Annotated in this window: 19 protein-coding genes; 17 read left to right on the top strand and 2 right to left on the bottom strand. The window is 73.6% G+C overall.

Going from position 1 to position 25,203, the window contains the following annotated elements:
* Positions 1-26: 26 nt before the first annotated feature.
* The 9 genes from PP1_RS05995 (at position 27) to ileS (ending at position 11,375) form a co-directional block, all read left to right on the top strand.
* Positions 27-1,031 (top strand): cell division protein FtsQ/DivIB, encoded by a 1,005-nt coding sequence (locus PP1_RS05995; RefSeq protein ID WP_010227268.1) that lies wholly within the window; start codon positions 27-29, stop codon positions 1,029-1,031.
* A 315-nt stretch (positions 1,032-1,346) separates the two neighbouring features.
* Positions 1,347-2,717, top strand: a complete 1,371-nt coding sequence (gene ftsZ, locus PP1_RS05990; protein WP_060572672.1) for a cell division protein FtsZ — start codon at positions 1,347-1,349, stop codon at positions 2,715-2,717.
* Between the two features lie 5 nt (positions 2,718-2,722).
* A complete protein-coding gene (gene pgeF / locus PP1_RS05985) occupies positions 2,723-3,520 on the top strand; it encodes a peptidoglycan editing factor PgeF (RefSeq protein WP_010224834.1) in 798 nt (265 codons plus the stop codon).
* 5 nt (positions 3,521-3,525) lie between these two features.
* Complete coding sequence (locus PP1_RS05980; RefSeq protein ID WP_010224836.1) at positions 3,526-4,269, top strand: YggS family pyridoxal phosphate-dependent enzyme; 744 nt, start codon at positions 3,526-3,528, stop codon at positions 4,267-4,269.
* A gap of 104 nt (positions 4,270-4,373) precedes the next feature.
* The gene (locus PP1_RS05975) at positions 4,374-5,144 is read left to right on the top strand and encodes a cell division protein SepF (protein WP_029239207.1); all 771 of its coding nucleotides are present in this window, start codon (positions 4,374-4,376) and stop codon (positions 5,142-5,144) included.
* 3 nt (positions 5,145-5,147) lie between these two features.
* A complete protein-coding gene (locus PP1_RS05970; protein WP_010224840.1) occupies positions 5,148-5,444 on the top strand; it encodes a YggT family protein in 297 nt (98 codons plus the stop codon).
* A 47-nt stretch (positions 5,445-5,491) separates the two neighbouring features.
* Entirely contained in the window at positions 5,492-6,352 is an 861-nt protein-coding gene (gene wag31, locus PP1_RS05965) for a DivIVA-like cell division protein Wag31 (protein ID WP_010224842.1), read from the top strand.
* 84 nt (positions 6,353-6,436) lie between these two features.
* Positions 6,437-7,909 (top strand): hypothetical protein, encoded by a 1,473-nt coding sequence (locus PP1_RS05960; RefSeq protein ID WP_075314120.1) that lies wholly within the window; start codon positions 6,437-6,439, stop codon positions 7,907-7,909.
* A 268-nt stretch (positions 7,910-8,177) separates the two neighbouring features.
* Positions 8,178-11,375, top strand: a complete 3,198-nt coding sequence (ileS, locus tag PP1_RS05955) for an isoleucine--tRNA ligase (protein WP_010236240.1) — start codon at positions 8,178-8,180, stop codon at positions 11,373-11,375.
* An 85-nt stretch (positions 11,376-11,460) separates the two neighbouring features.
* Here ileS and PP1_RS05950 read toward each other — a convergent pair whose 3' ends face one another.
* A complete protein-coding gene (locus PP1_RS05950; protein WP_029239774.1) occupies positions 11,461-11,766 on the bottom strand; it encodes a hypothetical protein in 306 nt (101 codons plus the stop codon).
* Positions 11,767-11,915: 149 nt separating this feature from the next.
* On the opposite strand from PP1_RS05950, the gene PP1_RS05945 reads away from it, so the two are divergent.
* The 6 genes from PP1_RS05945 to dnaE all read left to right on the top strand — a co-directional run bounded on the left by PP1_RS05945 (position 11,916) and on the right by dnaE (position 20,342).
* Entirely contained in the window at positions 11,916-12,719 is an 804-nt protein-coding gene (locus tag PP1_RS05945; protein WP_075314121.1) for a methyltransferase domain-containing protein, read from the top strand.
* Positions 12,720-12,726: 7 nt separating this feature from the next.
* A complete protein-coding gene (locus PP1_RS05940; protein WP_010228654.1) occupies positions 12,727-14,208 on the top strand; it encodes a potassium/proton antiporter in 1,482 nt (493 codons plus the stop codon).
* 8 nt (positions 14,209-14,216) lie between these two features.
* On the top strand, positions 14,217-14,759 hold the full coding sequence (lspA, locus tag PP1_RS05935; RefSeq protein WP_010228652.1) for a signal peptidase II: 543 nt from the start codon (positions 14,217-14,219) through the stop codon (positions 14,757-14,759).
* 3 nt (positions 14,760-14,762) lie between these two features.
* Positions 14,763-15,695, top strand: coding sequence for an RluA family pseudouridine synthase (locus tag PP1_RS05930; protein ID WP_010228650.1), 933 nt, complete (start codon positions 14,763-14,765; stop codon positions 15,693-15,695).
* Between the two features lie 34 nt (positions 15,696-15,729).
* Positions 15,730-16,449 (top strand): hypothetical protein, encoded by a 720-nt coding sequence (locus PP1_RS05925; RefSeq protein ID WP_075314122.1) that lies wholly within the window; start codon positions 15,730-15,732, stop codon positions 16,447-16,449.
* 335 nt (positions 16,450-16,784) lie between these two features.
* Positions 16,785-20,342 carry a DNA polymerase III subunit alpha gene (gene dnaE, locus PP1_RS05920; RefSeq protein WP_010227655.1) on the top strand — a complete coding sequence of 1,186 codons (3,558 nt, stop codon included), beginning with the start codon at positions 16,785-16,787 and terminating at the stop codon, positions 20,340-20,342.
* Positions 20,343-20,369: 27 nt separating this feature from the next.
* On the opposite strand, the gene PP1_RS05915 is transcribed toward dnaE, so the two are convergent.
* Positions 20,370-21,245 carry a PaaX family transcriptional regulator gene (locus PP1_RS05915; RefSeq protein WP_010227657.1) on the bottom strand — a complete coding sequence of 292 codons (876 nt, stop codon included), beginning with the start codon at positions 21,243-21,245 and terminating at the stop codon, positions 20,370-20,372.
* A gap of 94 nt (positions 21,246-21,339) precedes the next feature.
* Between PP1_RS05915 and PP1_RS05910 the strand changes: the two genes are divergently transcribed.
* Positions 21,340-22,602, top strand: a complete 1,263-nt coding sequence (locus PP1_RS05910) for an adenosylmethionine--8-amino-7-oxononanoate transaminase (protein ID WP_029239389.1) — start codon at positions 21,340-21,342, stop codon at positions 22,600-22,602.
* A 253-nt stretch (positions 22,603-22,855) separates the two neighbouring features.
* A complete protein-coding gene (locus PP1_RS05905; RefSeq protein WP_010227661.1) occupies positions 22,856-25,165 on the top strand; it encodes a SulP family inorganic anion transporter in 2,310 nt (769 codons plus the stop codon).
* The last annotated feature ends 38 nt before the right edge of the window (positions 25,166-25,203 follow it).

The following is a 25,203-nucleotide window of genomic DNA, read 5'->3' as shown; positions in this document are numbered from 1 at the left end:
GGCGAGGCACACGGACGGGGGCGACGATGACCGACGGCGACGACGCGGGCACCGGCGGCCGGCGTACCCCCGAGCAGGAGCGACGGGCCGCCGAGCGCGCCCGCCGCATCCGTGAGCGTCGGTCCGCCGAGCGGTCCGGGCGGTCCGGGCGGTCCGGACGGTCCGGCTCGCGGGAGACCGACCCGGCCGCCGACCGGGACGGGGGGCCCGACGGCGAGGAGATCGGTCCGTCGGTGGGGGAGCGGGACGGCACCCCGCGCCCCGGGCGTCGCAGCGCGGCCGCGGTCCGCGAACGCACCGCCGCCCGGTCCGCCGACCGGGGACGCACCCGGGACCCGCGCCACCGCCGCCGTCGGACGGTCGCGCTGGTCGCGACCGTCGTCGTCGCACTGCTCGGGGTGTCCGCCGCCGCGTGGTGGGGCCTCGCGCAGTACGGGCCCGGGGTCGCGTCGGTCGAGGTCACCGGCGCCCGCCAGATCCCCGCCCGGGACGTCGTCGACGCCGCCGCCGTCGACATCGGCACACCGCTCGCGGCGGTCGACACCGCCGCCGTCGCCTCCCGGGTCTCGGCGATCCCCGGCGTCGCGACCGTCGACGTGGACCGTTCCTGGCCGGACACGCTGACCGTGGCCGTCACCGAGCGGACCCCGGTCGCGCTGGCCGACACGCCCGACGGCCGGATGCTCGTCGACGTCGCCGGGTTCGCCTACCGGCCGGCGCCCCCGGACGTGCGGCTGCCCGTGCTGCAGCTGTCGTCGGTCGCACCCGACGACCCGGCCACGCTCGCCGCCGTGGCCGTACTGCGGGCGTTGCCGCAGCCGGTCCGCGACCAGGTGGAGACGCTGTCGGCGGGCGCGGCGGGCTCGACGTTCGAGCTCGGCCTCACCGAGGGCCGCCGGGTGTTGTGGGGTCCGTGGGCCGACGGCGCCGCCACCGAGCGGCGCGCGGCCGTGCTCGGCCCGCTGCTCGGCCGCGAGGGCACCGTCTACGACGTCTCCAGCCCGGCCCTCGTGACCGTCCGCGACGACTGAGACCGACCCCCGTCCGGTACGGGCGTCCCACCCGGACGGCGGTCGCGCACGGCGGCCGTCGAGGTCCGGCGTACCGGCCCCGCCGGCGGGCACCCCGTCGTGTCCTGGGAAGGTCGGCGCAGGGTGACCGGCCGGCGACCGTACGCGATTCACGTGACCGGGAAACGCGAACCACTCGGGCGGGGTGTTGTCGCCGCGCGGCGCGCCTGCTGGACCCGGGCCGTGGATCCGACCTAGCGTCTGCACGCGAAGGCCCGGGGCACCCGGAGCTTGACCCCTGGACCCGGACCCCGAGCGAGACGGAAGGTGCCGCACATGACGCCCCCGCACAACTACCTGGCCGTGATCAAGGTCGTCGGCATCGGTGGCGGCGGCGTGAACGCCGTCAACCGCATGATCGAGGTCGGCCTCAAGGGCGTGGAGTTCATCGCGGTGAACACCGACGCCCAGGCGCTGCTGATGTCGGACGCCGACGTCAAGCTCGACATCGGTCGCGAGCTGACCCGCGGTCTCGGCGCCGGCGCCAACCCGGAGGTCGGTGGCAAGGCCGCCGAGGACCACGCGGAGGAGATCGAGGAGGTCCTCAAGGGGGCCGACATGGTCTTCGTGACCGCGGGTGAGGGCGGTGGCACCGGTACCGGTGGCGCCCCGGTCGTCGCCTCGATCGCGCGGAAGCTCGGCGCGCTCACCATCGGCGTGGTCACCCGGCCCTTCACGTTCGAGGGCCGCCGGCGTGCCGGCCAGGCCGAGGACGGCATCCAGGGGCTCCGCAACGAGTGCGACACGCTGATCGTCATCCCGAACGACCGGCTGCTGCAGCTCGGCGACGTGGGCGTCTCGCTGATGGACGCCTTCCGCTCCGCCGACGAGGTGCTGCTCTCCGGTGTCCAGGGCATCACCAACCTGATCACCACGCCGGGCCTGATCAACCTCGACTTCGCCGACGTCAAGTCGGTGATGTCCGGTGCAGGCTCGGCGCTGATGGGCATCGGGTCCTCGCGCGGCGAGGGCCGGGCGGTGCAGGCCGCCGAGAAGGCCATCAACTCGCCACTGCTCGAGGCGTCGATGGACGGAGCGCAGGGCGTGCTGCTCTCGATCGCCGGTGGCTCCGACCTGGGGCTGTTCGAGATCCACGAGGCCGCGTCGCTGGTCCAGGAGGCCGCGCACCCCGAGGCGAACATCATCTTCGGCACGGTGATCGACGACTCCCTCGGCGACGAGGTCCGCGTCACGGTGATAGCGGCCGGGTTCGAGGGCGGCACCCCGACGCACAAGAAGCTGGAGCCCGCGGTCTTCCGCCAGGGCACCCAGAAGCCGGCCGAGCCGGCCGCGACCCAGCCGGCCGCGCCGCAGGCGCCGGCCACCCAGCAGACGTCGCCGACCTCGCCCGTCACCCCGACCACCCCTGCTGCGCCGCCCGCCGGTGCCCAGGGGCAGGCGGCCGACCGGACCGCGCCGCACCTGCCCGCGTCGGTCTCGGCGGACCGGACCGGTGTGCTGCCGCCGGCGCAGCCGACCGCTCCCGCGCCGCGCCAGCCCGACCTCCGGAACGAGCACGCCGCCCCGGGGGCCGACGCCACCGGGCCGGTCTCCGCGCCGGCCTCGCACGGCACCGCGGCCCGCCCGCCCGCCGCCGCGGACCCCGCGGAGGACGAGGTGGACGTCCCGCCCTTCATGCGCCGCTGACCGCGGTGCCGGAGGTACCGTCCCGGCCCGGCGCGCGCGTCCGCCGGGTCACGACGACGCGTGCGGGCGGCCGGTCGGGCGGCCCGTTCGCCACGTTCAACCTGTCCCTCGGCGTCGGTGACGACCCGGCGGCCGTGACGGCGAACCGGGCCCGGGTGGTCCGCGAGCTGGGCCTGTCCGGGCTGGTGTTCCTGACGCAGGTGCACGGGCGCGACGTGACCGTCCTGCGTGAGCCGCCACGGGCCCGTCCGGGGACCGGCGGTGTGGCACCGGACGTCCCGGACGTCGACGCCGTCGTCACCGACGTGCCGCTGCTCGGCATCGCCGTGCTCGCCGCGGACTGCGTCCCGGTGCTGCTGGGCGATCCACAGGCCGGTGTCGTCGGGGCAGCACACGCGGGTCGCGTCGGCGCCGCCACCGGGGTCCTGGACGCCGTCGTCGGCGAGATGACGGCGCTCGGCGCCGCCCCCGAGCGGCTCGAGGTGCTGCTCGGCCCCGCCGTCTGCGGGCAGTGCTACGAGGTTCCGGCCGCGATGCGCGACGAGGTGGAGGCCGCACTGCCGGGCAGCGCGTCGACCACCCGCACGGGCACCGCGGGCCTCGACCTGCGCGCCGGGCTGGCCCGACGGCTGGCCGGCCTCGGCGTGACGAAGGTCGGCACCGACCCGCGCTGCACCATCGAGGACCCCGACCTGTTCAGCCACCGTCGCGAGGGCCGGTGCGGCAGGCAGGCCGCGATCACCTGGCTCGACCCGCGTGACGTGCGCGACGGTCGCGGCGCCCCCGCACGCGCGGCACGATGACCGGTGTGGCCGACTCGAACCCGCCCGACCGCACCGCGGAGCTGAAGGAACGTCTCGGCGCCGTCCGGGAACGACTGGACGCGGCCTGCCGGGCCGCCGGTCGCGACCCCGCCGCGGTCTCCCTGCTGGCGGTGACGAAGACCGTCCCCGCCCGTGACGTCGCGGACCTGATCGACCTCGGGCTCGCCGCGTTCGCCGAGAACCGCGCCCAGGAGGCCGGGACGAAGGTCGCCGACGTCGCGCGGCTCCGCCCGGACGCGGACGCCCGCTGGCACTTCGTCGGGGGCCTGCAGCGGAACAAGGTACGGGCGGTGCTCCCGTGGGTGACACGGATCGAGTCGGTCGACTCGCCCCGGCTGGCCAGGGCGATCGACAAGGAGGTCGCGAAGGCGCGGGACCGTGGCGAGCGCAGCGGTCCGCTGCCGGTGCTCGTCCAGTACAGCGTCGACGGCGACCCGGACCGCGGCGGCGTGCCGGACGACGGGCTCGACGAGCTGACCGACCTGGTCACCGAACTGCCCGGCCTCGAGCTCGGGGGCCTGATGGCCGTCGCGCCGCTGGTGGGGGAGCCGGAGCCAGCGTTCGCCACGATCGCCGCGGCCGCCCGGCGGACACGGGAGCGCCACCCCGGTGCGGTCGAGCTCTCCGCCGGGATGAGCGCCGACCTGGAGACCGCCGTCGATCACGGATCGACCGTGGTGCGTGTCGGTACGGCTCTTGTGGGGGAACGGCGGATAGCCTCCGAGTAATCGCTGGTCGGTACGGGTACAGGGCCATCGGCGAGACCGTCGCCAGAACGCGGGGTGCGCGCTGGCCGCGCACGGAGTCGAGCAGTACTGCGAGGGGACAGCGGATGAGCGCGATGTACCGGCTGAAGGCCTACTTCGGCATGGTCCCGGCCGACGAGATGGACTATGTGGACGAACCGGACCACTACCGGGGCGGCCACGAGCAGCACGTCGGCCCGCGTGGCGACCGCTGGTCGTCCGGTGGGGGGCGGTTCGCCGACCCGGCCGGCTACGACGACGACCGTTACGACGGCCCCGGGGGCTACGACGACGGCTGGGGCGCCCGTACGGCGCGCGAACCGGTCCGTCCGGCGCGCGCCGTGCGGCAGGAAGCCCGCGGCGAGCGGGAGCCGGGAACGGGTCCCGGCGACCGTGGAATGCTCCCGACCCCCATCGGCGGCGGCGCCGGAGCGGCCGTCCGCGGCTCGCTCGCGATGGATCCCGACGCCTTCCGCGGCCCCTCCCGGGAGCCGCAGCGGGAGGAGCGCGTGGCCCCGGTGGCGCCCGCTCCGGCCCCGTCGACGGTGCCCGAGCAGCGTGACCGCAACGCCGCCGGCCTGTCCTCGATCACGACGCTGCACCCCCGCAGCTACACCGAGGCGCGGACCATCGGCGAGCGCTACCGCGAGGGTGTGCCGGTCATCATGAACCTCACCGATCTCGACGGCGCGACGGCGAAACGCCTGGTCGATTTCGCTGCGGGACTGGTCTTCGCGCTTCGCGGGGGCTTCGACAAGGTCACCGACCGGGTGTTCCTTCTCACCCCCGCGGACGTCGAGGTGTCCGCCGACGACGCGCGGAGGCTCGCCGAGCGCGGAGCTTTCCGACAGGATTGAGCCGTGTCCACCGCGATCGGCTTCCTGATCTATTACGTCCTGTTCTTCTTCTGGCTGCTGCTCGCGGCCCGGATCGTCGTCGAGATGGTCCGGTCGTTCGCGCGCCAGTGGCGACCCGCCGGCCCGCCCGCGGTGGCGCTCGAGGTCGTCTTCACCGTGACCGACCCTCCGGTCAAATTGCTGCGGAGAGTGATCCCCGTGGTCCGTATCGGAGGCGTCGGACTGGACCTGTCGATTATGGTGGTGGTGCTGGTGGTGTTCATCGCGATGACCGCCGTCAGATCACAGCTCCTGGGATGAGCCCCAGTCACCCAGGAGTGCCGCCGAGGACCGCATGAGGTGATCCGATGCCGCTGACGCCCGCCGACGTACACAACGTCGCGTTCAGCAAACCCCCGATCGGTAAGCGGGGATACAACGAGGACGAGGTCGACGCCTTCCTCGATCTGGTCGAGGCCGAGCTGGCCCGGCTGATCGGGGAGAACGACGACCTCCGAGACCAGGTCTCCCAGCTCGAGCAGCGCCTCGGCGACGCCGAGGCCGACCTGGACGAGGCCCGGAGCCAGCCGGCTCCGGCCCAGACCCAGGCGCTGCAGGCGTCGCCGTCGCCGATGGGCCGTGGCCCGGGTGCGCCCGCGCCGCAGCTGGCCGGTGCCGTGGCCGCTGCCGCCGACGACGGCGGTGACCACCACGTGCAGGCCGCGAAGGTCCTGGGCCTGGCCCAGGAGATGGCCGACCGGCTGACCGCCGAGGCGAAGAACGAGGCCGACACGATGCTGTCGGATGCCCGGACCAAGTCCGAGCAGCTCCTCTCCGACGCCCGGACGAAGGCCGACGGCCTGGTCAACGACGCGCGCTCGCGTGCGGAGACCATGCTCAACGACGCCCGTACCCGTTCCGAGACGCTCGAGCGGCAGTCGCGCGACAAGGCCGCAGGCCTGGTCAGCGACGCCGAGCGCAAGCAGAACGAGATCATGGGTGCCATCCAGCGGGACAAGTCCGTGCTGGAGAAGAAGATCGACGAGCTCCGCACCTTCGAGCGCGAGTACCGGACCCGGCTCAAGACCTACCTGGAGTCGCAGCTGCGCGACCTGGAGGGCCGCGGGTCGGCCGCACCGTCGGACAGCTCCGGCACGGCCAACCGGTCGGGCTCGAACGGTGGGTACGCCGCCTCCGGCTACGGCCAGCGGGCCGACACCGGGAGCTGACGCTCGGGCGCGGTGACGCGCCCGAGACGACCGACGACGACCGGGTAGCGGCCGGGTGCCGCTGCCGACCGACGGAGTTCGCCGATGCTGGTGCTGGTCCTGATCCTCGTGGTCATCGCGCTGGTGCTGCTGCTCGCAGGATGGTTCCTGGGTGTGGTGGCACTGGCCTGGACGTCGGTGGGCATCAGCCTGCTGGCCGGTCTCGCGTTGCTCTACGACTGGTGGCAGACCCGGTCCGCGGTGCGGGCCGGTGACCGGTCGGAGGCGGCCGGGGCCGACCACACGGGCTCCGGTGAGGCGGCCGCGCACGCGGCCGTGGGAACGCCCGAACGGGCCGAGATGGAGGCGCGCTACGGCGCCGACATGGAGCCCGCGACACAGGTCCTCCCGGTCGTCCGACCCCCGCAGGGCGGCCCTGCCGCGGCGGGACCGCCGGGTGCTCCCGGCGGCCCGGGCGGTGTCGAGGACGGTGCCGGTGCGACCGATGCGACCATCCGCATGCCGGTCGTCCGGCCGCCCGGCTCTGCAGAGGGACCGTCCGGCGTTTCCCGATCGAGTGGTTCTTCGTCACTGTCCGTGACTGAATCCGGGTCCGAGTCGGCCGCGGCGTCGGCCACGGGCCACCCGGACGGGTCCGGAGGAGCCGCCGCGGCGATCTCCACCGAGGCCGCTCCGGCGGACCAGGAGGGTGCGGGTCGTGGCGGCGGCCCCACGCGCTCCGGTGCTCCGGGCGGCTCCGGCGACGGCACCTCGGGCGAGGAGCGTTCCGGTGAGACCCCGGGCACCCCGGGCTCCGAGGACGAGCGGTCCGCGCCGGGCTCCGGCGGCGTGGCCGGACGTGACGACATGACGACGGCGACTGCGGCCGGTGCCGCAGGCGCCGTCGGTGCCGCGGGCATCGCGGGAGCGGTGGCCGGTTCCGACCGGCGGCCGTCCGACGACCCGGGCTTCGGCGCCGGGTCCGCGAACTCTGCGAGCGGTGGCGGGGATCCGGGCACGCCCGGCGACTCGCCGACGACAGCCGGCCCGGCGGCGTCGGCGACGACCGCCGCCCCGACCGGCACCACGGACACGACCGCCGTCCCGGCGGACGCCCCCGGCAGCACCGGTACGGCGGACGCCATCGGCCCGGCGGGCGCGACGGGTGCCGCGGGTACGGCGGGTGCTGCGGCCACGACGGCGATGGGCGCCGCCGGTGCCCCGGACGTCGCCGGCAACCGTGCCGGCACGGCCGACGGCTCCGAGGCGGTCGCGGGCGGAACGGTCGCGGGCGGATCCCCCGCGGAGACCGGGGCCGCAGCGGAGCCCCCGGCCGACGCCGAGTCCCCCGAGGAGCCCCGCGACCCGACCCTCGCGAACCTGGTCGCCCGGCTCCCGGACGAGGTGCTGGTCATCGACGAGCACCCGCGCTACCACGTGCAGACCTGCCGTGCGCTGTCCGGACGTGCGGTCATCCCGCTGCCGGTCAGCGAGGCCGTCGAGCTCGGGTTCACCCCGTGCGGCTGGTGCTCGCCGAACCGCACGCTCGGCGAGCGGCACCCGGCACAGGTCCGCTAGGGCACGGGCGCGGGCTGGGGAATATCCCGGTGCGCGCCCGCGCTACCCTGGTTCCACAGGCACCGATCCGGCCATCACCGGGGAGCCTCCGGAAGAAAGGGCCGTGAAGACGGCCCGAGTAGAACCGGACGGGTGCGGCCCGTCATCGCCGTCCGACGAGAGGCGCACGCGGGTTCGCGCGCGCAAGCGGGGTGGTACCGCGGCTCGGTCCGAGGTGGGCCGGTGTCGTCCCCGTGCGAGACACGCATCGCACGAGGAGCCGACAGCCGTGAGCGAGACCGGATACCCCGAGGTGCCGGCGCACCCGACGTTCCCGACGCTCGAGCAGGACGTGCTCGCGAGCTGGGACGCCGACGACACGTTCCGCGCCTCGGTCGAGCAGCGCCCCGCCGGCGTCGACGGCGGCGACGAGTACGTCTTCTACGACGGCCCGCCGTTCGCCAACGGCCTGCCGCACTACGGCCACCTGCTGACCGGGTACGTCAAGGACGTCGTCCCGCGCTACCGCACGATGCGCGGCAAGCGCGTCGAGCGCCGGTTCGGCTGGGACACCCACGGCATGCCGGCCGAGGTCGAGACCGAGAACCAGCTCGGCATCAAGCACAAGTCCGAGATCGACGAGATGGGCGTCGCCGCGTTCAACGAGGCGTGCCGCACCTCCGTGCTGCGCTACACCGGTGAGTGGCGCGACTACGTGACCCGGCAGGCCCGCTGGGTCGACTTCGACAACGACTACAAGACGCTCGACCTGGACTACATGGAGTCCGTCATGTGGGCGTTCAAGTCGTTGTGGGACAAGGGGCTCGTCTACTCGGGCTTCCGCGTGCTCTGGTACTGCTGGCGCTGCGAGACGCCGCTGTCGGCCACCGAGACGAAGATGGACGACGTCTACCAGGACCGGCAGGACCCGGCCGTCACGGTCGGGCTGCGGCTCGCCGCGCCGGAGCGTCCCGAGCTCGACGGCGCCCTCGCCCTGGTCTGGACGACCACGCCGTGGACACTGCCGTCGAACCTCGCCGTCGCCGTGCACCCCGGCGTCGACTACGTCGTCGTCGAGGCGAAGGGGGAGCGGTGGCTGCTCGCCGAGGCCCGGGTCGCCGCCTACGCCCGTGAGCTGGGCGAGGAGCCGCGGGTCGTCGCGACCCTGACCGGCTCCGACCTGCTCGGCGTCGGCTACACCCCGCCGTTCGACTTCTTCACCGGCCGTGCGAACGCGCACCGGATCCTGTCCGCCGACTACGTCACCACCGACGACGGCACCGGGCTGGTCCACATCGCGCCCGCCTTCGGTGAGGAGGACAAGGAGGTCACCGACGCGGCCGGGATCGAGGTCGTCAACCCGGTCGACTCGCGCGGTGAGTTCACCACCGAGGTGCCGCCCTACACCGGCCTGCAGGTGTTCGACGCCAACCCGTCGATCATCCGCGACCTCAAGGAGCGCACCGAGCCGCACGTGCTCGGCGTGCTGCTGCGGCACGAGACCTACGACCACCCGTACCCGCACTGCTGGCGGTGCGGGAACGCGCTGATCCAGCGCGCCGTCGACTCGTGGTTCGTCGAGGTCACCCGGTTCCGCGACCGGATGGTCGAGCTGAACCGGCAGATCGACTGGACGCCGTCGCACATCCGGGACGGCCAGTTCGGCAAGTGGCTCGAGGGCGCCCGCGACTGGGGCATCTCGCGCAACCGGTACTGGGGCAGCCCGATCCCGGTGTGGCAGTCGGACGACCCGCGGTACCCGCGGACCGACGTCTACGGCTCGCTCGACGAGCTGGAGCGCGACTTCGGCGTGCGTCCGACCGACCTGCACCGCCCGTACATCGACGAGCTGACCCGGCCCAACCCGGACGACCCGACGGGGCAGAGCACCATGCGCCGGGTGCCGGAGGTGCTGGACTGCTGGTTCGAGTCCGGTTCGATGCCGTTCGCCCAGGTCCATTACCCGTTCGAGAACGCCGACTGGTTCGAGCACCACTACCCGGGCGACTTCATCGTCGAGTACAACGGCCAGACCCGCGGCTGGTTCTACACGCTGCATGTGCTGGCGACGGCGTTGTTCGACCGGCCCGCGTTCCGCAACTGCGTCGCGCACGGGATCGTCCTCGGCGACGACGGCGCCAAGATGTCGAAGTCGCGGAAGAACTACCCGGACGTCAACGAGGTCTTCGACCGCGACGGCTCGGACGCCATGCGGTGGTTCCTCATGGCGAGCCCGGTGCTGCGCGGCGGGAACCTGGTCGTCACCGAGCAGGGCATCCGCGAGGGCGTCCGCCAGGCGATCCTCCCGCTGTGGAACACCTGGTACTTCCTGTCGCTCTACGCCGGGAAGGGGCGGGGCACCTTCCGCACCGACTCGACGCACGTCCTCGACCGTTACGTGCTCGCGAAGACGGCGGACCTGGTCGACGGCGTCACCGCGGCGATGGACGGTTACGACGTCGCCGGCGCGTGCGAGCGGATCCGCGAGCACGCCGAGACGCTGACCAACTGGTACGTCCGGCGCTCCCGCGAGCGGTTCTGGTCGACCGACGACGCGGTGCGCCGCGACGCCGTCGACACCCTGCACACCGTGCTGGAGGTGACCTGCCGGGTCGCGGCGCCGCTGCTGCCGCTGACCACGGAGGCGATCTGGCGCGGCCTGACCGGCGGCCGCTCGGTGCACCTCACCGACTGGCCCGGTGGTGCCGACCCGACGGTGACGCAGCAGCAGCCCGGCGCCGGGCTGCCGCACGACGCCGCACTCGTCGCGGGGATGGACCGGATCCGGCAGGTCGCGAGCGCCGCGCTGTCGCTGCGCAAGTCGGCGAAGGTGCGGGTGCGCCAGCCGCTCCCCGGGCTCATCGTCGCCGCCGCCGACGCGGCCGCGCTGGAGCCCTTCACCGGGCTGCTGCGCGACGAGGTCAACGTGCGCTCGGTCGAGCTGACCGACGACGTCGCCGCCCACGGCCGGTTCGAGATCGCGGTCAACGCCCGCGTCGCCGGACCGCGCCTGGGCTCGGACGTGCAGAAGTGCATCCGCGCGGTCAAGGCGGGGGAGTGGAGCCAGGAGGCCGACGGGTCCGTCGTCGCCGCCGGGATCACGCTGACCGACGGCGAGTTCACCGAGAAGCTCGTCGCCGCCGACCCGGAGCGGACCCAGGCGCTGCCGGGGAACGCCGGGCTGGTCGTGCTGGACACGACGGTCACCCCGGAGCTGGCGGCCGAGGGCACCGCGCGCGACGTCGTCCGGGTGGTGCAGCAGGCCCGCCGTGACGCCGGGCTGGCCGTCGCCGACCGGATCGGGCTGACCCTGGACGGGCCGGACGCGGTGCTCGACGCCGTCCGCACGCACGAGGCGTTCGTCGCCGGCGAGGTGCTGGCGACCGCGGTGTCGTACGGCTCCGCGGACGGTGCGGCGTCGTCCGGCCAGGTCGTGGGCCCGGACGGTGCCGCGGTCGAGCTGCGGGCGGCGGTCACGCGGGCCTGACGGCCGGTGGTCACGGATCGGGAGCCGAGGCGGTCACGAACGGCCGTCCGGCTGCCCGATCCGTGATCATGCGGGAGCCCGGGGCTCAGGGCTGCGGGGTGACCGTCAGGTGGAGGTGGTGGCGCCCGCCGTCGCCGGGGCGGCTCACCTCGACGGCGGCCGGCACGCCCGTCACGGTGCAGCGCACCGTCGCCCCCGGTGCGACCGGTGGGCACCGGGGCGCCAGGAGCTCGTCGTGGCCGGCGGCGCGCAGCGGGTCGCGCAGCGCGAAGATCAGCGCCCCCGTGAGCGTCCGCGAACCGGTGGGGCTCCCCGCCCGCACCGGGACGTCGGCCTCCAGCTCGCCCAGCCCGTCCGGGGACACCGGGAAGTCGTGGTCGTGCCGCACCACGTCCTGCGGGGTCCGTCCGCGGACCCCCGTCTTCCGCGCCGTCGGCCCGGTGTCCCCCGTGGGACCACGGAGGCCGGGCGGACGGGATGTGCCCGACACCGCCGGCGGGCACGCCGTGTCGGGGTGGAACGGCGCACTACCCTCACCCCATGGGTGACGCGGCGCGGAGGTGGCGGGAGCGCCAGTCCGCGCGCGGCATCCCCGAGCGGATCCTGCGGGACGCCCCGGCCGACCCGTGGACGCACGCCACCGCCGACTTCACCCCGCCGGAGACGCCCGCCGACACGCCGTCGCGCCGGGCCGCCCGCGCGCTCGCCGAGCGGGCCGCTGCGTGGACGTGCACGGGGGCGTCCCTGCTCGACGTCGGCTGCGGCGGCGGGGAGGCCGCGTTCGGCGCGGCCTGGCCGGACCCGTCACCGGTCGCGCGGGTCGTCGGCACCGACCGGCAGGCCGACATGCTCGCGGTGTTCGCGGGGACCGCGCGGGACCGCGGCGTCCCGCACGGCACCGTGCACGGCTCCTGGCCGGAGGTCGCCGGCGCGGCGGGACGGCACGACGTCGTCGTCTGCCACCACGTGCTGCACAACGTCGTCGACCTGCCGCCGTTCCTCGCCGCGCTGACCTCCGCGGTCCGCGGCGGGGCCGGTGGCGTCGTGGTCGAGATGCTGCCCGAGCACCCGATGGCCTGGCTCGACCCGCTGTGGGAACGGTTCCACAACCTGCAGCGCCCGGCGAGCGCCACCGCCGACGACGCCGTCGCCGTGCTCGGCGAGGAGCTCGGGACCGAGCCGGAGGTGCACCGCTGGGAGCGCGACCGCCGGCTCCCGCACGACGCCGCGTGGGTCGCGCGCCGGCTCTGCCTGCCCGCGGACCGGGTCCCGGAGGTCGAGGAGGCGCTGACCGGGATCCCGCCGCGGCCGACCGCCGTCGTGACCCTCGTGTGGACCCCCTGAGCCGGTCATGAGTCTGGAACTGCTGCTCGGCGTCACGGCCGGGGTCCTGCTGCTCGGCGTGCTCGCCGTCCGGATCTCGGTCCGGCTCGGGCTGCCCTCACTGCTGCTCTACCTCGGGATCGGGGTGCTGCTCGGCGAGTCGGTGCTCGGGTTCGAGTTCTCCGACGCCGGGCTCACCGAGACCCTCGGCCTCGCCGCGCTCGTCCTGATCCTGGTCGAGGGCGGCATGACGACGCGGTGGGAGGCGGTCCGCCCCGCGCTCGGGCTCGGAATGCTGCTGTCGACGCTGTCGGTGGCGGTGTCGATCGGTGTCGCGGGCGGGCTGCTGCACCTGCTGCTGGACCTGGAGTGGCGGACCGCGCTGCTGTGGGGTGCGGTGCTGTCGTCGACCGACGCGGCCGCCGTGTTCAGCGTGCTGCGCGGCGTCGCCGTCCCGCGCCGGCTGGCGGGGACCCTGGAGCTCGAGTCCGGCATGAACGACGCGCCGGTGGTGATCGCCGTCGTCGTCCTCGCGGGGAGCGACCCGATCAGCTGGACCACCCCGCTGCTCGTCGTCTACGAGCTCGCCGCCGGTGCGCTGATCGGGGTGCTGCTCGGCGCGGGCGGGGCGTGGGCGCTGCGCCGCGCGGCCCTGCCGTCGACAGGTCTCTACCCGCTCGCCGCGATCGCGGTCTGCCTGCTGGCGTACGCCGCCGGGCAGGGGGTGCACGCGTCCGGTCTGCTCGCGACGTACTGCGCCGCGCTCGTCCTGGGCAACTCGCGGCTGCCGCACCGCAGCGGCGTCGTGTCCTTCGCCGAGGGCACCGGGTGGATCGCCCAGATCGGGCTGTTCGTGCTGCTCGGGCTCTACTCGGTGCCCGAGCGGCTGCCCGGGGCGATCGTGCCCGCGCTGGTCTGTGCCGGTGTCGTGCTGCTCGCCGCGCGCCCGCTGTCGGTGCTGGCCGCGGCGCTGCCGTTCCGGGTCCCGCTGCGGGAGCAGGCGTTCCTGTCCTGGGCGGGGCTGCGGGGTGCGGTGCCGATCGTGCTCGCGCTGGTCGCCCTCACCGAGGGCGGGCCGCAGAACCAGATGCTCGTCGACGTCGTGTTCGTGCTGGTCGTGCTGCTCACCCTGGTGCAGAGCACCAGCCTGCCGCGGGTCGCGCGGCTGCTCGGCGTGGTCTCCCGGACCGGCACCCGCGAGATCGACATCGACGCGGCCCCGCTGGACGAGGCCGACGCCGAGCTGCTCCAGGTCCGGGTCCCGCCCGGGTCCCGGCTGCACGGCGTCTACCTCCGCGAGCTCCGGCTGCCCGCCGGGGCGACGGTGAGCCTGGTCGTGCGGGAGTCCGCGGCGTTCTCCCCGGACGGCGAGACCCGGCTCCGCGAGGGCGACCAGTTCCTCGTCGTGAGCACCCGCGCGGTGCGCGACGCCACCGAACAGCGGATCCGGGACGTCGACCGGGGCGGGAAGCTGGTCCGCTGGCACTCCGACGGGGGCCGCTCGTCATAATCGGGGGTGTGAGTGCCGATCCCCCTGTCAGCGAGACGCCCGCCGATCCCGCCGTCCGGCGACGCGGAACGCTCCTGCTGGCCGGGATCGCCGGGTTCGTGCTCGCCCTCGACCTGGTCACCAAGATCGCGGCGGTGGCGACGCTGGAGGACCGCGAACCGGTCGCGGTGATCGACGGCCTCCTCTGGCTGACCCTGCTGCGCAACCCGGGTGCGGCGTGGTCGATGGCCACCGGCTACACCTGGATCCTCACGATCGTCGCCGTCGTGGTCGTCGGTGTGATCATCCGGATCGCGCGCCGGCTGGCGTCGACCGGCTGGGCGATCGGGCTCGGCCTGGTCCTCGGCGGCGCACTGGGCAACCTGATCGACCGGTTCTTCCGCTCGCCGGGGCCGATGCGCGGGCACGTCGTCGACATGGTCGCGGTGTTCGCGCCGGACGGCAGCGTCTTCCCGGTGTTCAACGTCGCCGACTCCGGCATCGTGTGCGGCGGGATCCTGCTGGTGCTGATGGCGCTGCGCGGCGTCGAGATCGACGGGACGCGGGGCTGAGACATGGGTGAGCTGCGGAGTATGCCCGTTCCCGACGGGCTCGACGGGATGCGGATCGACGCCGGGCTGTCCCGGCTGCTGGGGCTGTCGCGGACGGTCGTCGCGGGGCTGGCCGAGGAGGGCCGGATCCAGGTCGACGGCCGCGACGCCGGCAAGTCCGACCGGCTGCCGGGCGGGTCCTGGCTGGAGGTCGAGCTGCCCGACGCCGCCGCGCCGGCCGTCATCGAGGGACCCGCCGAGGTCGTCGCCGGCCTGTCGGTGCTCCACGACGACGAGGACATCGTCGTCGTGGACAAGCCGGTCGGGGTCGCCGCGCACCCGTCGCCGGGCTGGACCGGGCCGACCGTCACCGGCGGGCTCGCCGCGCTCGGGTACCGGCTGTCGACGTCCGGGGCGGCCGAGCGGCAGGGAATCGTGCACCGGCTCGACGTCGGTACCACCGGGGTGATGGTCGTCGCGACGTCCGAGCACGCGTACACGGCGCTGAAGCGGGCGTTCAAGGAGCGGACCGTCGAGAAGCGGTACCACGCGGTCGTGCAGGGGCACCCCGACCCGTCGTCGGGCACCATCGACGCGCCGATCGACCGGCACCCGCGTCACGACTACCGGTTCGCCGTCCTGCAGGGCGGCAAGCCCAGCATCACCCACTACGACACGATCGAGGCGTTCCGCTCGGCCAGCCTGCTGGACGTGCACCTCGAGACGGGGCGCACCCACCAGATCCGGGTGCACTTCTCCGCGCTGCGCCACCCGTGTGTCGGCGACCTGACCTACGGCGCCGACCCGACGCTGGCGAAGCGGGTGGGGCTGTCCCGGCAGTGGCTGCACGCGCGCACTCTCGGCTTCGAGCACCCCGCCGACGGCCGGTACGTCGAGTTCACCAGCCCCTACCCCGACGACCTGGCCTCGGCGCTCGCGGCGCTGCGGGAACCGTGACGGCGGTGCCGCCCCCCGCGGTGACGGGGCGCCCGTGACGGGCCTGAGCACCCGCGGCCTGTGGGTGGTGGTCGCGGTGATGGCCGTGGTGCTGCTCGGTGCGGTGTGGGCGGCGGGCTCCGGGCCGTCGCCGGGCCCGGCACCCGCGACCGGGTCGGTCCGGCTCGGGCCCGATCCCGGCCAGGACGTCGCGGGCTACCTGGCGTCGCTGCCCGCGCAGCTGCCACCGGCGGGCGGGCGCGCCGCGGCCCTGGTGCAGCTCGACCGGCCGTCGGACGCCGCCTCGGTGGCGGCGCTCGGCGCGCCCGGGATCTCCACGGCGGTGTTCCGGGTGCCGTTCGCACGGGTGCAGACCGCCCTGCGGTTCGAGCCCGTCGTCGGCACCGGGGACCCGGCGGCCGCCCTCGGGGTGGCCCGCGAACGGGCCGCGTTCGCCGCCGAGGCCGACGCGGACCGCGCCCGGCAGGCCGTGGCCGGTGCCCCCGGGGCGCGGGAGTCGCTCACCCGCCGCGCCGACGTCGCCGGCGCGGAACGGCGTGCGCTCGCCGCACCGGACTGTGCCTGTGTGATCGCGTTCGTGGTGACCGCCGACCGTGCCGGGCTGGAGTCGCTGGCCGCCCGCGACGGCGTCCGCGCGGTGCAGGCCGCACCCCCCGGGACGACGGAGCGCGAGCTCGCACTGTCCCCGCTGCTGCCGGAGCAGACGACCGCCGCGACCCCGCCGCCCGACGACGGTCCGGTCCCCGCCGGCTGACCGCGACACGCCGTCGCCCGGGCCGCACGGCCCTGAGCAGGAGCGACGCGCCGGACCCGGTCCGGAGCCGCCGCCGTCGCCGGAACTGTCGGGGGGCGGGGCTAGTCTGGGCGCTCACCGAAACCGGTCGTTCCGGCCCCGCGGCAGGAGTCCCACCGGCACCGTCGACCGGCCCCGCCAGGCCGGGCCGGAGGTGCCGTTCCGCCCGTCGCCGGGTCCGGCCGTGGTCGGTGACCAGCACGGCACGCACGCGTCCCCGGCCCCGCCGCGGGCGGGCGCGTGCGCACGGGGAGCACCGCGCCACCCAGGGCGCGGGAGAGGAGCGCGGAACACACATGGCCTCGTCCGGAGCAGGCTCCTTCGTCCATCTGCACACCCACACCGAGTTCTCGATGCTGGACGGGGCGGCCCGGCTCGACGACCTCTTCTCCGAGGCCGTCAAGAACGACATGTCCGCGGTCGCGATGACCGACCACGGCAACGTCTACGGCGCCTTCGAGTTCTGGCGCAAGGCCAAGGCGGCGGGCGTCAAGCCGATCATCGGCATGGAGGGGTACCTCGCGCCCGGTTCGCGGCACGAGCGCAAGCGGGTCGCGCTCGGCGGCAGCAACCCCGGCGCCGCCGACAAGAACCCCGACCTCATGTACACCCACATGACGCTGCTGGCCGAGAACACCGAGGGGATGCACAACCTCTTCCGGCTCTCGTCGCTCGCCAGCCTCGAGGGGTACTACTACAAGCCCCGTATGGACCGCGAGCTGCTCGAGCAGTACGGCACGGGTCTCATCGGGACGACCGGCTGCCCGTCCGGTGAGGTCGCCCGCCTGCTCCAGCAGGACGACTTCGAGGGTGCCTGCCAGGCCGCGTCCGACTACCGGGACATCTTCGGCAAGGACAACTTCTTCTGCGAGTTGATGGACCACGGGATCGAGATCGAGAAGCGGGTCCAGGAGGACCTGTTCGCGCTGAAGAAGCGCCTCGACCTGCCCGGCCTGGCCACCAACGACCTGCACTACACCTACCCGGACGACACCAAGGCGCACGAGGTGCTGCTCTGCGTCCAGACCGGGAAGACCCTCGCCGACCCGAACCGGTTCAAGTTCGACGCGCAGGACTTCTACCTCAAGTCCGCGACCGAGATGCGCGAGCTGTGGGACCCGATCCACCCCGAGGCGTGCGACAACACCCTCTGGGTCGCCGAGCGCTGCGACATCGACTTCACCACCGGCCAGGACCTGCAGCCCAAGGCCCCGGTGCCCGAGGGGGAGACCGAGGAGTCCTGGCTGATCAAGGAGGTCGAGCGGGGCCTGCACGACCGGTTCCCGAACGGCATCACCGAGCAGTACCGGACGCAGGCGAACTACGAGGTCGGCGTCATCATCAAGATGGGCTACCCCGGCTACTTCCTGGTGACGGCGGACCTCATCCGGCACGCCAAGTCGGTCGGCATCCGGTGCGGCCCCGGCCGCGGCTCGGCCGCCGGGTCGCTGGTCGCCTACGTCCTGGGCATCACCGACCTCGACCCGATCCGGCACAAGCTGATCTTCGAGCGGTTCCTCAACCCGGACCGCGTGTCCATGCCCGACATCGACATGGACTTCGACGAGCGCCGGCGCGGCGAGATGATCCGCTACGTCACCGAGAAGTACGGCGAGGACCGGATCGCGCAGATCATCACCTACTCCACGATCAAGGCGAAGGCCGCGATCAAGGACTCGGCGCGGGTGCTGTTCGGCCAGCCCGGCTACTCGGTCGCCGACCGGATCTCCAAGGCGATGCCGCCCGCCGTGATGGGCAAGGACATCCCGCTCTCGGGGATCTTCGACCCGTCGCACAAGCGGTACTCCGAGGCCACCGAGGTCCGCGCGCTCTACGAGGCGGACCCGCAGGTCAAGGAGATCGTCGACACCGCGCGGGGCCTGGAGGGCCTGAAGCGCCAGTGGGGCGTCCACGCGGCCGGCGTGATCATGTCGTCGACGCCGCTGATCGACGTCATCCCGATCCAGCGCCGCGAGTCCGACGGCGCCGTCATCACCCAGTTCGACATGGGCGTCTGCGAGACCATCGGTCTCCTCAAGATGGACTTCCTGGGGCTGCGGAACCTCACGATCCTCGACGACGCCCTGGAGAACATCACCCTCAACGGCAAGCCCGAGGTCGACCTCGACCACGTCGAGCTGGACGACGGGCCGACCTACGAGCTGCTCTCCCGCGGGGACACGCTCGGCGTGTTCCAGCTGGACGGCGGCCCGATGCGGGACCTGCTGCGCCGGATGGCGCCGTCGGAGTTCGAGCACATCTCCGCGGTCGGTGCGCTCTACCGCCCCGGCCCGATGGGCGCGAACGCGCACAACGATTACGCCGACCGCAAGAACGGCCGCCAGGAGATCACGCCGATCCACCCGGAGCTGGCGGAGCCCCTCAAGGACGTCCTCGGCGAGACCTTCGGCCTGATCGTCTACCAGGAACAGGTCATGTCCATCGCGCAGGTGCTGGCGGGCTACTCGCTCGGCCAGGCGGACCTGCTCCGCCGCGCGATGGGCAAGAAGAAGAAGGAGATCCTGGACAAGGAGTACGTCGGCTTCGCCCAGGGCATGAAGGACAACGGCTACTCCGCCGATGCCGTCAAGACGCTCTGGGACATCCTGCTCCCGTTCTCCGACTACGCGTTCAACCGCGCGCACTCCGCCGCGTACGGCGTCGTCTCGTACTGGACCGCGTACCTCAAGGCGAACTACCCGGCCGAGTACATGGCCGGCGTCCTCACCTCGGTCCGCGACGACAAGGACAAGGCCGCCGTCTACCTGGCGGAGTGCCGCCGGATGGGCGTCACGGTGCTCCCGCCGGACGTCAACGACTCGGTCCGCAACTTCGCCCCGGTCGGCAACGACATCCGGTTCGGTCTCGGCGGCATCCGCAACGTCGGGCACAACGTGGTCGACGCGATCGTCGCCGCGCGCCGGGAGAAGGGGAACTTCGTCGACTTCTCCGACTTCCTGCGCAAGGTCGACGCGGTGGTCTGCAACAAGAAGGTCGTCGAGTCGCTGATCAAGGCCGGGGCGTTCGACTCGCTCGGTCACTCCCGCAAGGGCCTGCTGCTGGTGCACGCCGACGCGATCGACGCGGTGATGAGCACCAAGAAGGCCGCGTCGCTGGGCCAGTTCGACCTGTTCGGATCGATGGACGGCAGCGGCGGCGACGACGGCGACGAGCTCGGCGGCATCTTCGACGTGAAGGTGCCCGAGGAGGAGTGGGACTCCAAGCACAAGCTCGCCGTCGAGCGCGAGATGCTGGGCCTCTACGTCTCGGGGCACCCGCTGCAGGGCCTCGAACAGGCGCTCGCGGCGAAGGCCGACACCTCGATCGCCGACATCGTCGAGGGCTCGGTCGCCGAGGGCGGCCAGGTCACCGTCGGCGGCATCCTCGCCAACGTGAACCGCCGGGTGAACAAGAACGGCGAGCCGTGGGCGTCGGCCCAGATCGAGGACCTCGCCGGTGGGATCGAGGTGCTGTTCTTCCCGCGGGCCTACCAGGTCGTCGGCGTCGACGTCGCGGAGGACGCGATCGTGCTGGTCAAGGCCCGGGTGAACAAGCGCGACGACCGGATCTCGCTGATCGCGAACGATCTCGCGGTACCCGAGCTGGCCGCCGCCGGGGAGGGCGGGCTGCCGATCCGGGTGAGCCTGCGGACCGACCAGTGCACCCCCGAGCGCGTCTCGAAGCTCAAGGAGGTGCTGACCCACCACCCGGGCACCTCCGAGGTGCACCTGTCGCTGGTCTACGGCAGCAAGATCACCGCCCTGCGGCTGGACGACTCGCTGAAGGTCATGCACACCTCGGCGCTGATGGGCGACCTGAAGGCGTTGCTCGGGCCGGGCTGCCTGGGCGGCTGAGCGGGCTCGCGGGCGGCACCCCCGGGATCAGGGGGTGCCGGCCAGCTCCGCCCAGGCGGCGCGGGCCGCGCCGTCCCACCGCGCGTGCAGCGCGGCGAACAGCTCGGTGGCGCGGGTCCCGGCCCAGCGGTCGGGCAGCAGCTCGGCGGGCAGCTCCGGGTCGAGGAACGGGAAGCGACGCCAGGCGTGCACGAGCCGGACCTGGCGGGCCAGCACGTCGCCGGGATCGGTGCGGTCGAGCTCGGCCCCGAAGTCGTCGAGGAACTCCTGGTAGGCCGCCTCCACCCGGTCGAGGTCCCAGGCCTGGGCGACCACCTCGGCAGCGCTGCCGATGCCGCCGTAGCGCCCGACGAACGAGCTGCTCATCCCGGCCAGTCCCAGCTCGTCGAGCACGGCGGCGACCTGCTCCTCCTTGCCGGGGTCGGGGGAGAGCCACACCCCGGGGGCGGGGGAGCCGAGGCCCGCCCACGCGAGCCGGGTGCGGAGCCGGTGCCGCAGCCGCCTGCGGGACTCGGGGACCGAGGCCAGCAGGACGAGCCAGCGGCCGTCCCACTCGGTGCCGGTGGCGCCGAGCCCGTAGATGCGGGCTGCGCCGTCGGACAGCAGCCGCTCGCCGGACGGGGTGAGCGACCAGCGCACCCGCCTGCCGTCGCGGTCGGAGGTCAGCAGGCCCTCGGCGGCGGTCCTGGCGAGTGCCTGGCGCGCCGACTTCGCCTCGACGCCGAGCGTGCCGAGCACCTCGAGCAGCGCGCGGGTCCACACCGGCTCCCCGGCCGGGAGCACGAACTCGCCGAGCACGGTGAGCAGCAGCGACCGGGCGGAGGTCTGGCCCAGCTCGCGGCGCCGTAGCGCGGAACCGTCGGCGGCCTCGGCGGGCCCGGGGTCACGGAATGGGGTGGCCATGGTCGGACCAGGGTAGAACCCGGGACTACGGTGGACAGCCGTGACCGTCCCCGGATCCGCCCCCGAGCCGGGGGAGACACCTGCCCCGCACGGCATCGGGGGGCTGCTCGCCACCGACCGTGCCCACGTCTGGCACCCCTACTCGCCCATGCCCGCCACCGCGACCCCGCTGGTCGTGGAGTCGGCCGAGGGGGTGCGGCTACGGCTGCCGGACGGCCGCGAGCTCGTCGACGGCATGTCGTCGTGGTGGTCGGCGATCCACGGCTACCGGCACCCCCGGCTGGACCGGGCCGTGCAGGACCAGCTCGGCCGGATGAGTCACGTGATGTTCGGCGGGGTCACCCACGGCCCGGCCGTCGACCTGGCCCGGCTGCTGGTGGACGTCACCCCGGAGGGCCTGGAGCACGTCTTCCTCGCCGACTCCGGCTCGGTCTCGGTCGAGGTCGCGATCAAGATGTGCCTGCAGTACTGGCGCTCCCGCGGCCGGCCGGAGAAGCACCGGCTGATGACCTGGCGGCGCGGCTACCACGGTGACACGTTCGGCGCGATGAGCGTCTGCGACCCCGACGGCGGCATGCACTCGCTCTGGTCGGACGTGCTCCCGCAGCAGGTGTTCGCCGACGCACCGCCGGAGGACTTCTCGCACGACTACGTCGCGCACCTGGCCGAGCTGGTCGAGACGCACGCCGACGAGCTCGCCGCGGTGATCGTCGAGCCGGTCGTGCAGGGGGCGGGCGGCATGCGCTTCCACGATCCTCGCTACCTGCACGTGCTGCGGGAGCTGTGCCACGCGCACGACGTGCTGCTGGTCTTCGACGAGATCGCCACCGGCTTCGGCCGCACCGGCGAGCTGTTCGCCGCCGACCACGCGGGCGTCGCACCGGACGTCATGTGCCTGGGCAAGGCGCTGACCGGCGGGTATCTGACGATGGCCGCGACGCTGTGCAGCGGGCGCGTCGCCCACGGCATCACCGACGGCGAGGCGGGCGTCCTCATGCACGGGCCCACCTTCATGGGCAACCCGCTGGCGGCCGCCGTCGCGCACGCGTCGGTCTCGCTGCTGCTGGAGCGCGACTGGCGACGCGAGGTGAAGGACGTCGCCGCCGCGCTCCGGGCCGGTCTCGCACCGGCCCGGTCCCTGCCCGGGGTGACGGAGGTCCGCATCCTCGGCGCGATCGGGGTGATCGAGCTCGACCACGAGATCGATCTCCCCGCGGCGACCGCCGCGGCGGTCCTCGCGGGAGTCTGGCTGCGGCCGTTCCGCTCGATGGTCTACGCGATGCCGCCGTTCGTCTGTACGCGTGAGGACATCGGGCTCATCACGGCCGGAATGCGGGCCGCGGCGCTGGCGGGATAGCACCGGCGCCGGTGACGGGGGCCACCTGCACGGGTGGATCTTACTGTGACGCTGATCACGTTACACAGAGGTGAAGTGTCCTGACCGGGCGTTTCGTCGTGTCCCACCGATTCGATGAGAAGCACTCTCATCAAGATCCGTTTCCGTGACTCGACGAAACGTCCGGCTGGTGGCGTGCACGCACGTCCCGCCGGCCACGCGACCGCATCGCCGCGGTCCGCCTGCCCCCAACGGACCGACCCCGGAGGATCCGGTGCCCTCGCACAGTCACTCCAGTAACACCAGTCACACCAGTCCCGTCCGCACCACCCAGGACGAGCACTCCCCGGTCGAGTCCGGCCGGGGGGAGCACTCGCCGCCCGGTGGTGGATGGTTCGGGCGGACCTTCCCGCACGCGCGGGCCGACTTCTCGGCCTCCATCGTCGTCTTCCTCGTCGCGGTGCCGCTCTCGCTCGGCATCGCCGTCGCCTCCGGCGCCCCGATCCTGGCCGGCCTCGTCGCCGCCGTGGTGGGTGCCGTCGTCGCCGGGCTGCTCGGCGGCTCGAAGCTGCAGGTCTCCGGGCCGGCCGCCGGTCTCACGGTGATCGTCGCCGAGCTCGTCAACACCTACGGCTGGCAGGTCACCACGCTGATCACCGCCGGCGCCGGTGTGCTCCAGATCGTCTTCGGTCTCACGAAGCTCTCGCGCTTCGCCCAGGCCATCCCGCCGGCCGTCGTGCACGGCATGCTCGCCGGTATCGGCGCGACGATCGCACTCGGCCAGCTGAACGTCGTCCTCGGCGGCGAGGCCCAGACCGGCGGTGTCGCGTCCATCACCGCGCTCCCGGGCGCGATCGCGAACCTGTCGCTCCCCGCGCTGCTGCTCGGCGGCCTCGTCATCGCGATCATGCTCGGCTGGAGCCGGCTGCCCTCGAAGGTCACCGTGGTGCCCGCGGCGCTGATCGCCATCGTGGCCGCGACCGTGGTGTCGCTGGGCTTCACCGACGTCGCCCGGGTCGAGCTGGGGGGCTCGCTCCTGGACGCGCTGTCGCTGCCGTCGCTGCCGGAGTCGAACTGGGGCGGCGTCCTGTTCGGCATGCTCACCGTGGCGCTGATCGCCAGCGTCGAGTCGCTGCTCTCGGCCGTCGCCATCGAGCGGATGAAGCCGGGCACCCGCACCGACACCGACCGCGAGCTGCTCGGCCAGGGTGCCGCCAACACCGTCTCCGGCATGATCGGCGGCCTGCCGATCACCGGTGTCATCGTGCGGTCCGCCGCGAACGTCAAGGCCGGTGCGGAGACCCGCGCCTCCACGGTGCTGCACGGTGTGTGGATCGCGCTGTTCGCGATCGTCCTGATCGGCGTCATCGAGCTCATCCCGATGGCCGCCCTGGCCGGTCTGCTGGTCATGATGGGTATCGGCCTGATCAAGCCGGTCGACATCCGCACCGCCCGCGCCCACGGCGAGCTCGCGATCTACGCCGTCACGCTCGCCGGTGTCGTGTTCCTGAACCTGCTCGAGGGCGTCGTGGCCGGGCTGGTGCTGGCCGGCCTGATGCTCCTGTGGCGTGCGGTGCGCTCGCGCCCGCACCTGGAGCAGGCCGCCGACGGCAGCTGCGAGCTCGTCATCGAGGGCTCGCTGAGCTTCCTCGCCGTGCCGCGGCTGTCCCGTGAGCTGAACGCCGTGCCGCGCGGCACCGATGTCACCGTCCGTCTGGTCACCGACTATCTCGACCACGCCGCCTACGACCACCTGCTGGCCTGGAAGGCGCGGCACGAGGGCACCGGCGGGACCGTCGTCGTCATCGAGCCGGACGAGGCGCGCCGCAGCGCCGCCACCGCGCCCGGCGCCCGGTTCCTGACCTGGGGCGAGTGGCAGTCCCGCAACGCCGAGCAGACGGCGTCCGAGCCGCTGATGGCGGGCGTCGCGGCGTACCACGAGAACACCTGCGACGCGATCCGCCCGACGATGTCGGAGCTGGCCAACGGCCAGGCCCCGTCCGCGATGATGATCTCCTGCGCGGACTCCCGGGTGCTGCCGCACGTGATCACCCACAGCGGTCCCGGTGACGTGTTCACCGTGCAGAACGTCGGCAACCTGGCCTGCGGGCCGGGCACCGCCGCCGCGGTCGAGTTCGCGACCTCGGCGCTGAACGTCCCCCTGGTCGCCGTCTGCGGGCACTCCGGCTGCGGCGCGATGAAGGGCCTGCGGTCCGGCGCGGCCGGCACCGAGGGCGCCCTCGGGACCTGGCTGCTGGAGGCCCGTCCGGTGCTGCGCGCCTTCGAGACCGGTCACCCGGTCGCCGAGGCCGCTGCGCAGGACGGCTTCGAGGAGACCGACCAGCTCGCGATGGTGAACGTCGCGCTGCAGATGGAGATGCTGCGGGCCCAGGACTCCGGCGCCGAGGTGATGGGCATGTTCTACGACATCCGCACCGCCCGCGTGCTGGTGCTCGACGAGGAGGCCCAGCGCTTCGTCGACGTCCGTCCGGACGACGAGGCCGTCGGCTCCGGCCTGGACAAGATCGCGGCCGGGCACGGTCACGGCATCACCGCGGCCGCGCGCCGCATCCTGAAGGTCTGATCCACCCGGATCGGGAACAACTCCGCCCCCCGACGTCG

Origin of the sequence: Pseudonocardia sp. P1, assembly GCF_000178675.2 — a bacterium.
Lineage (GTDB): Bacteria > Actinomycetota > Actinomycetes > Mycobacteriales > Pseudonocardiaceae > Pseudonocardia.
This window is presented reverse-complemented; position numbering and strand designations above follow the sequence as displayed.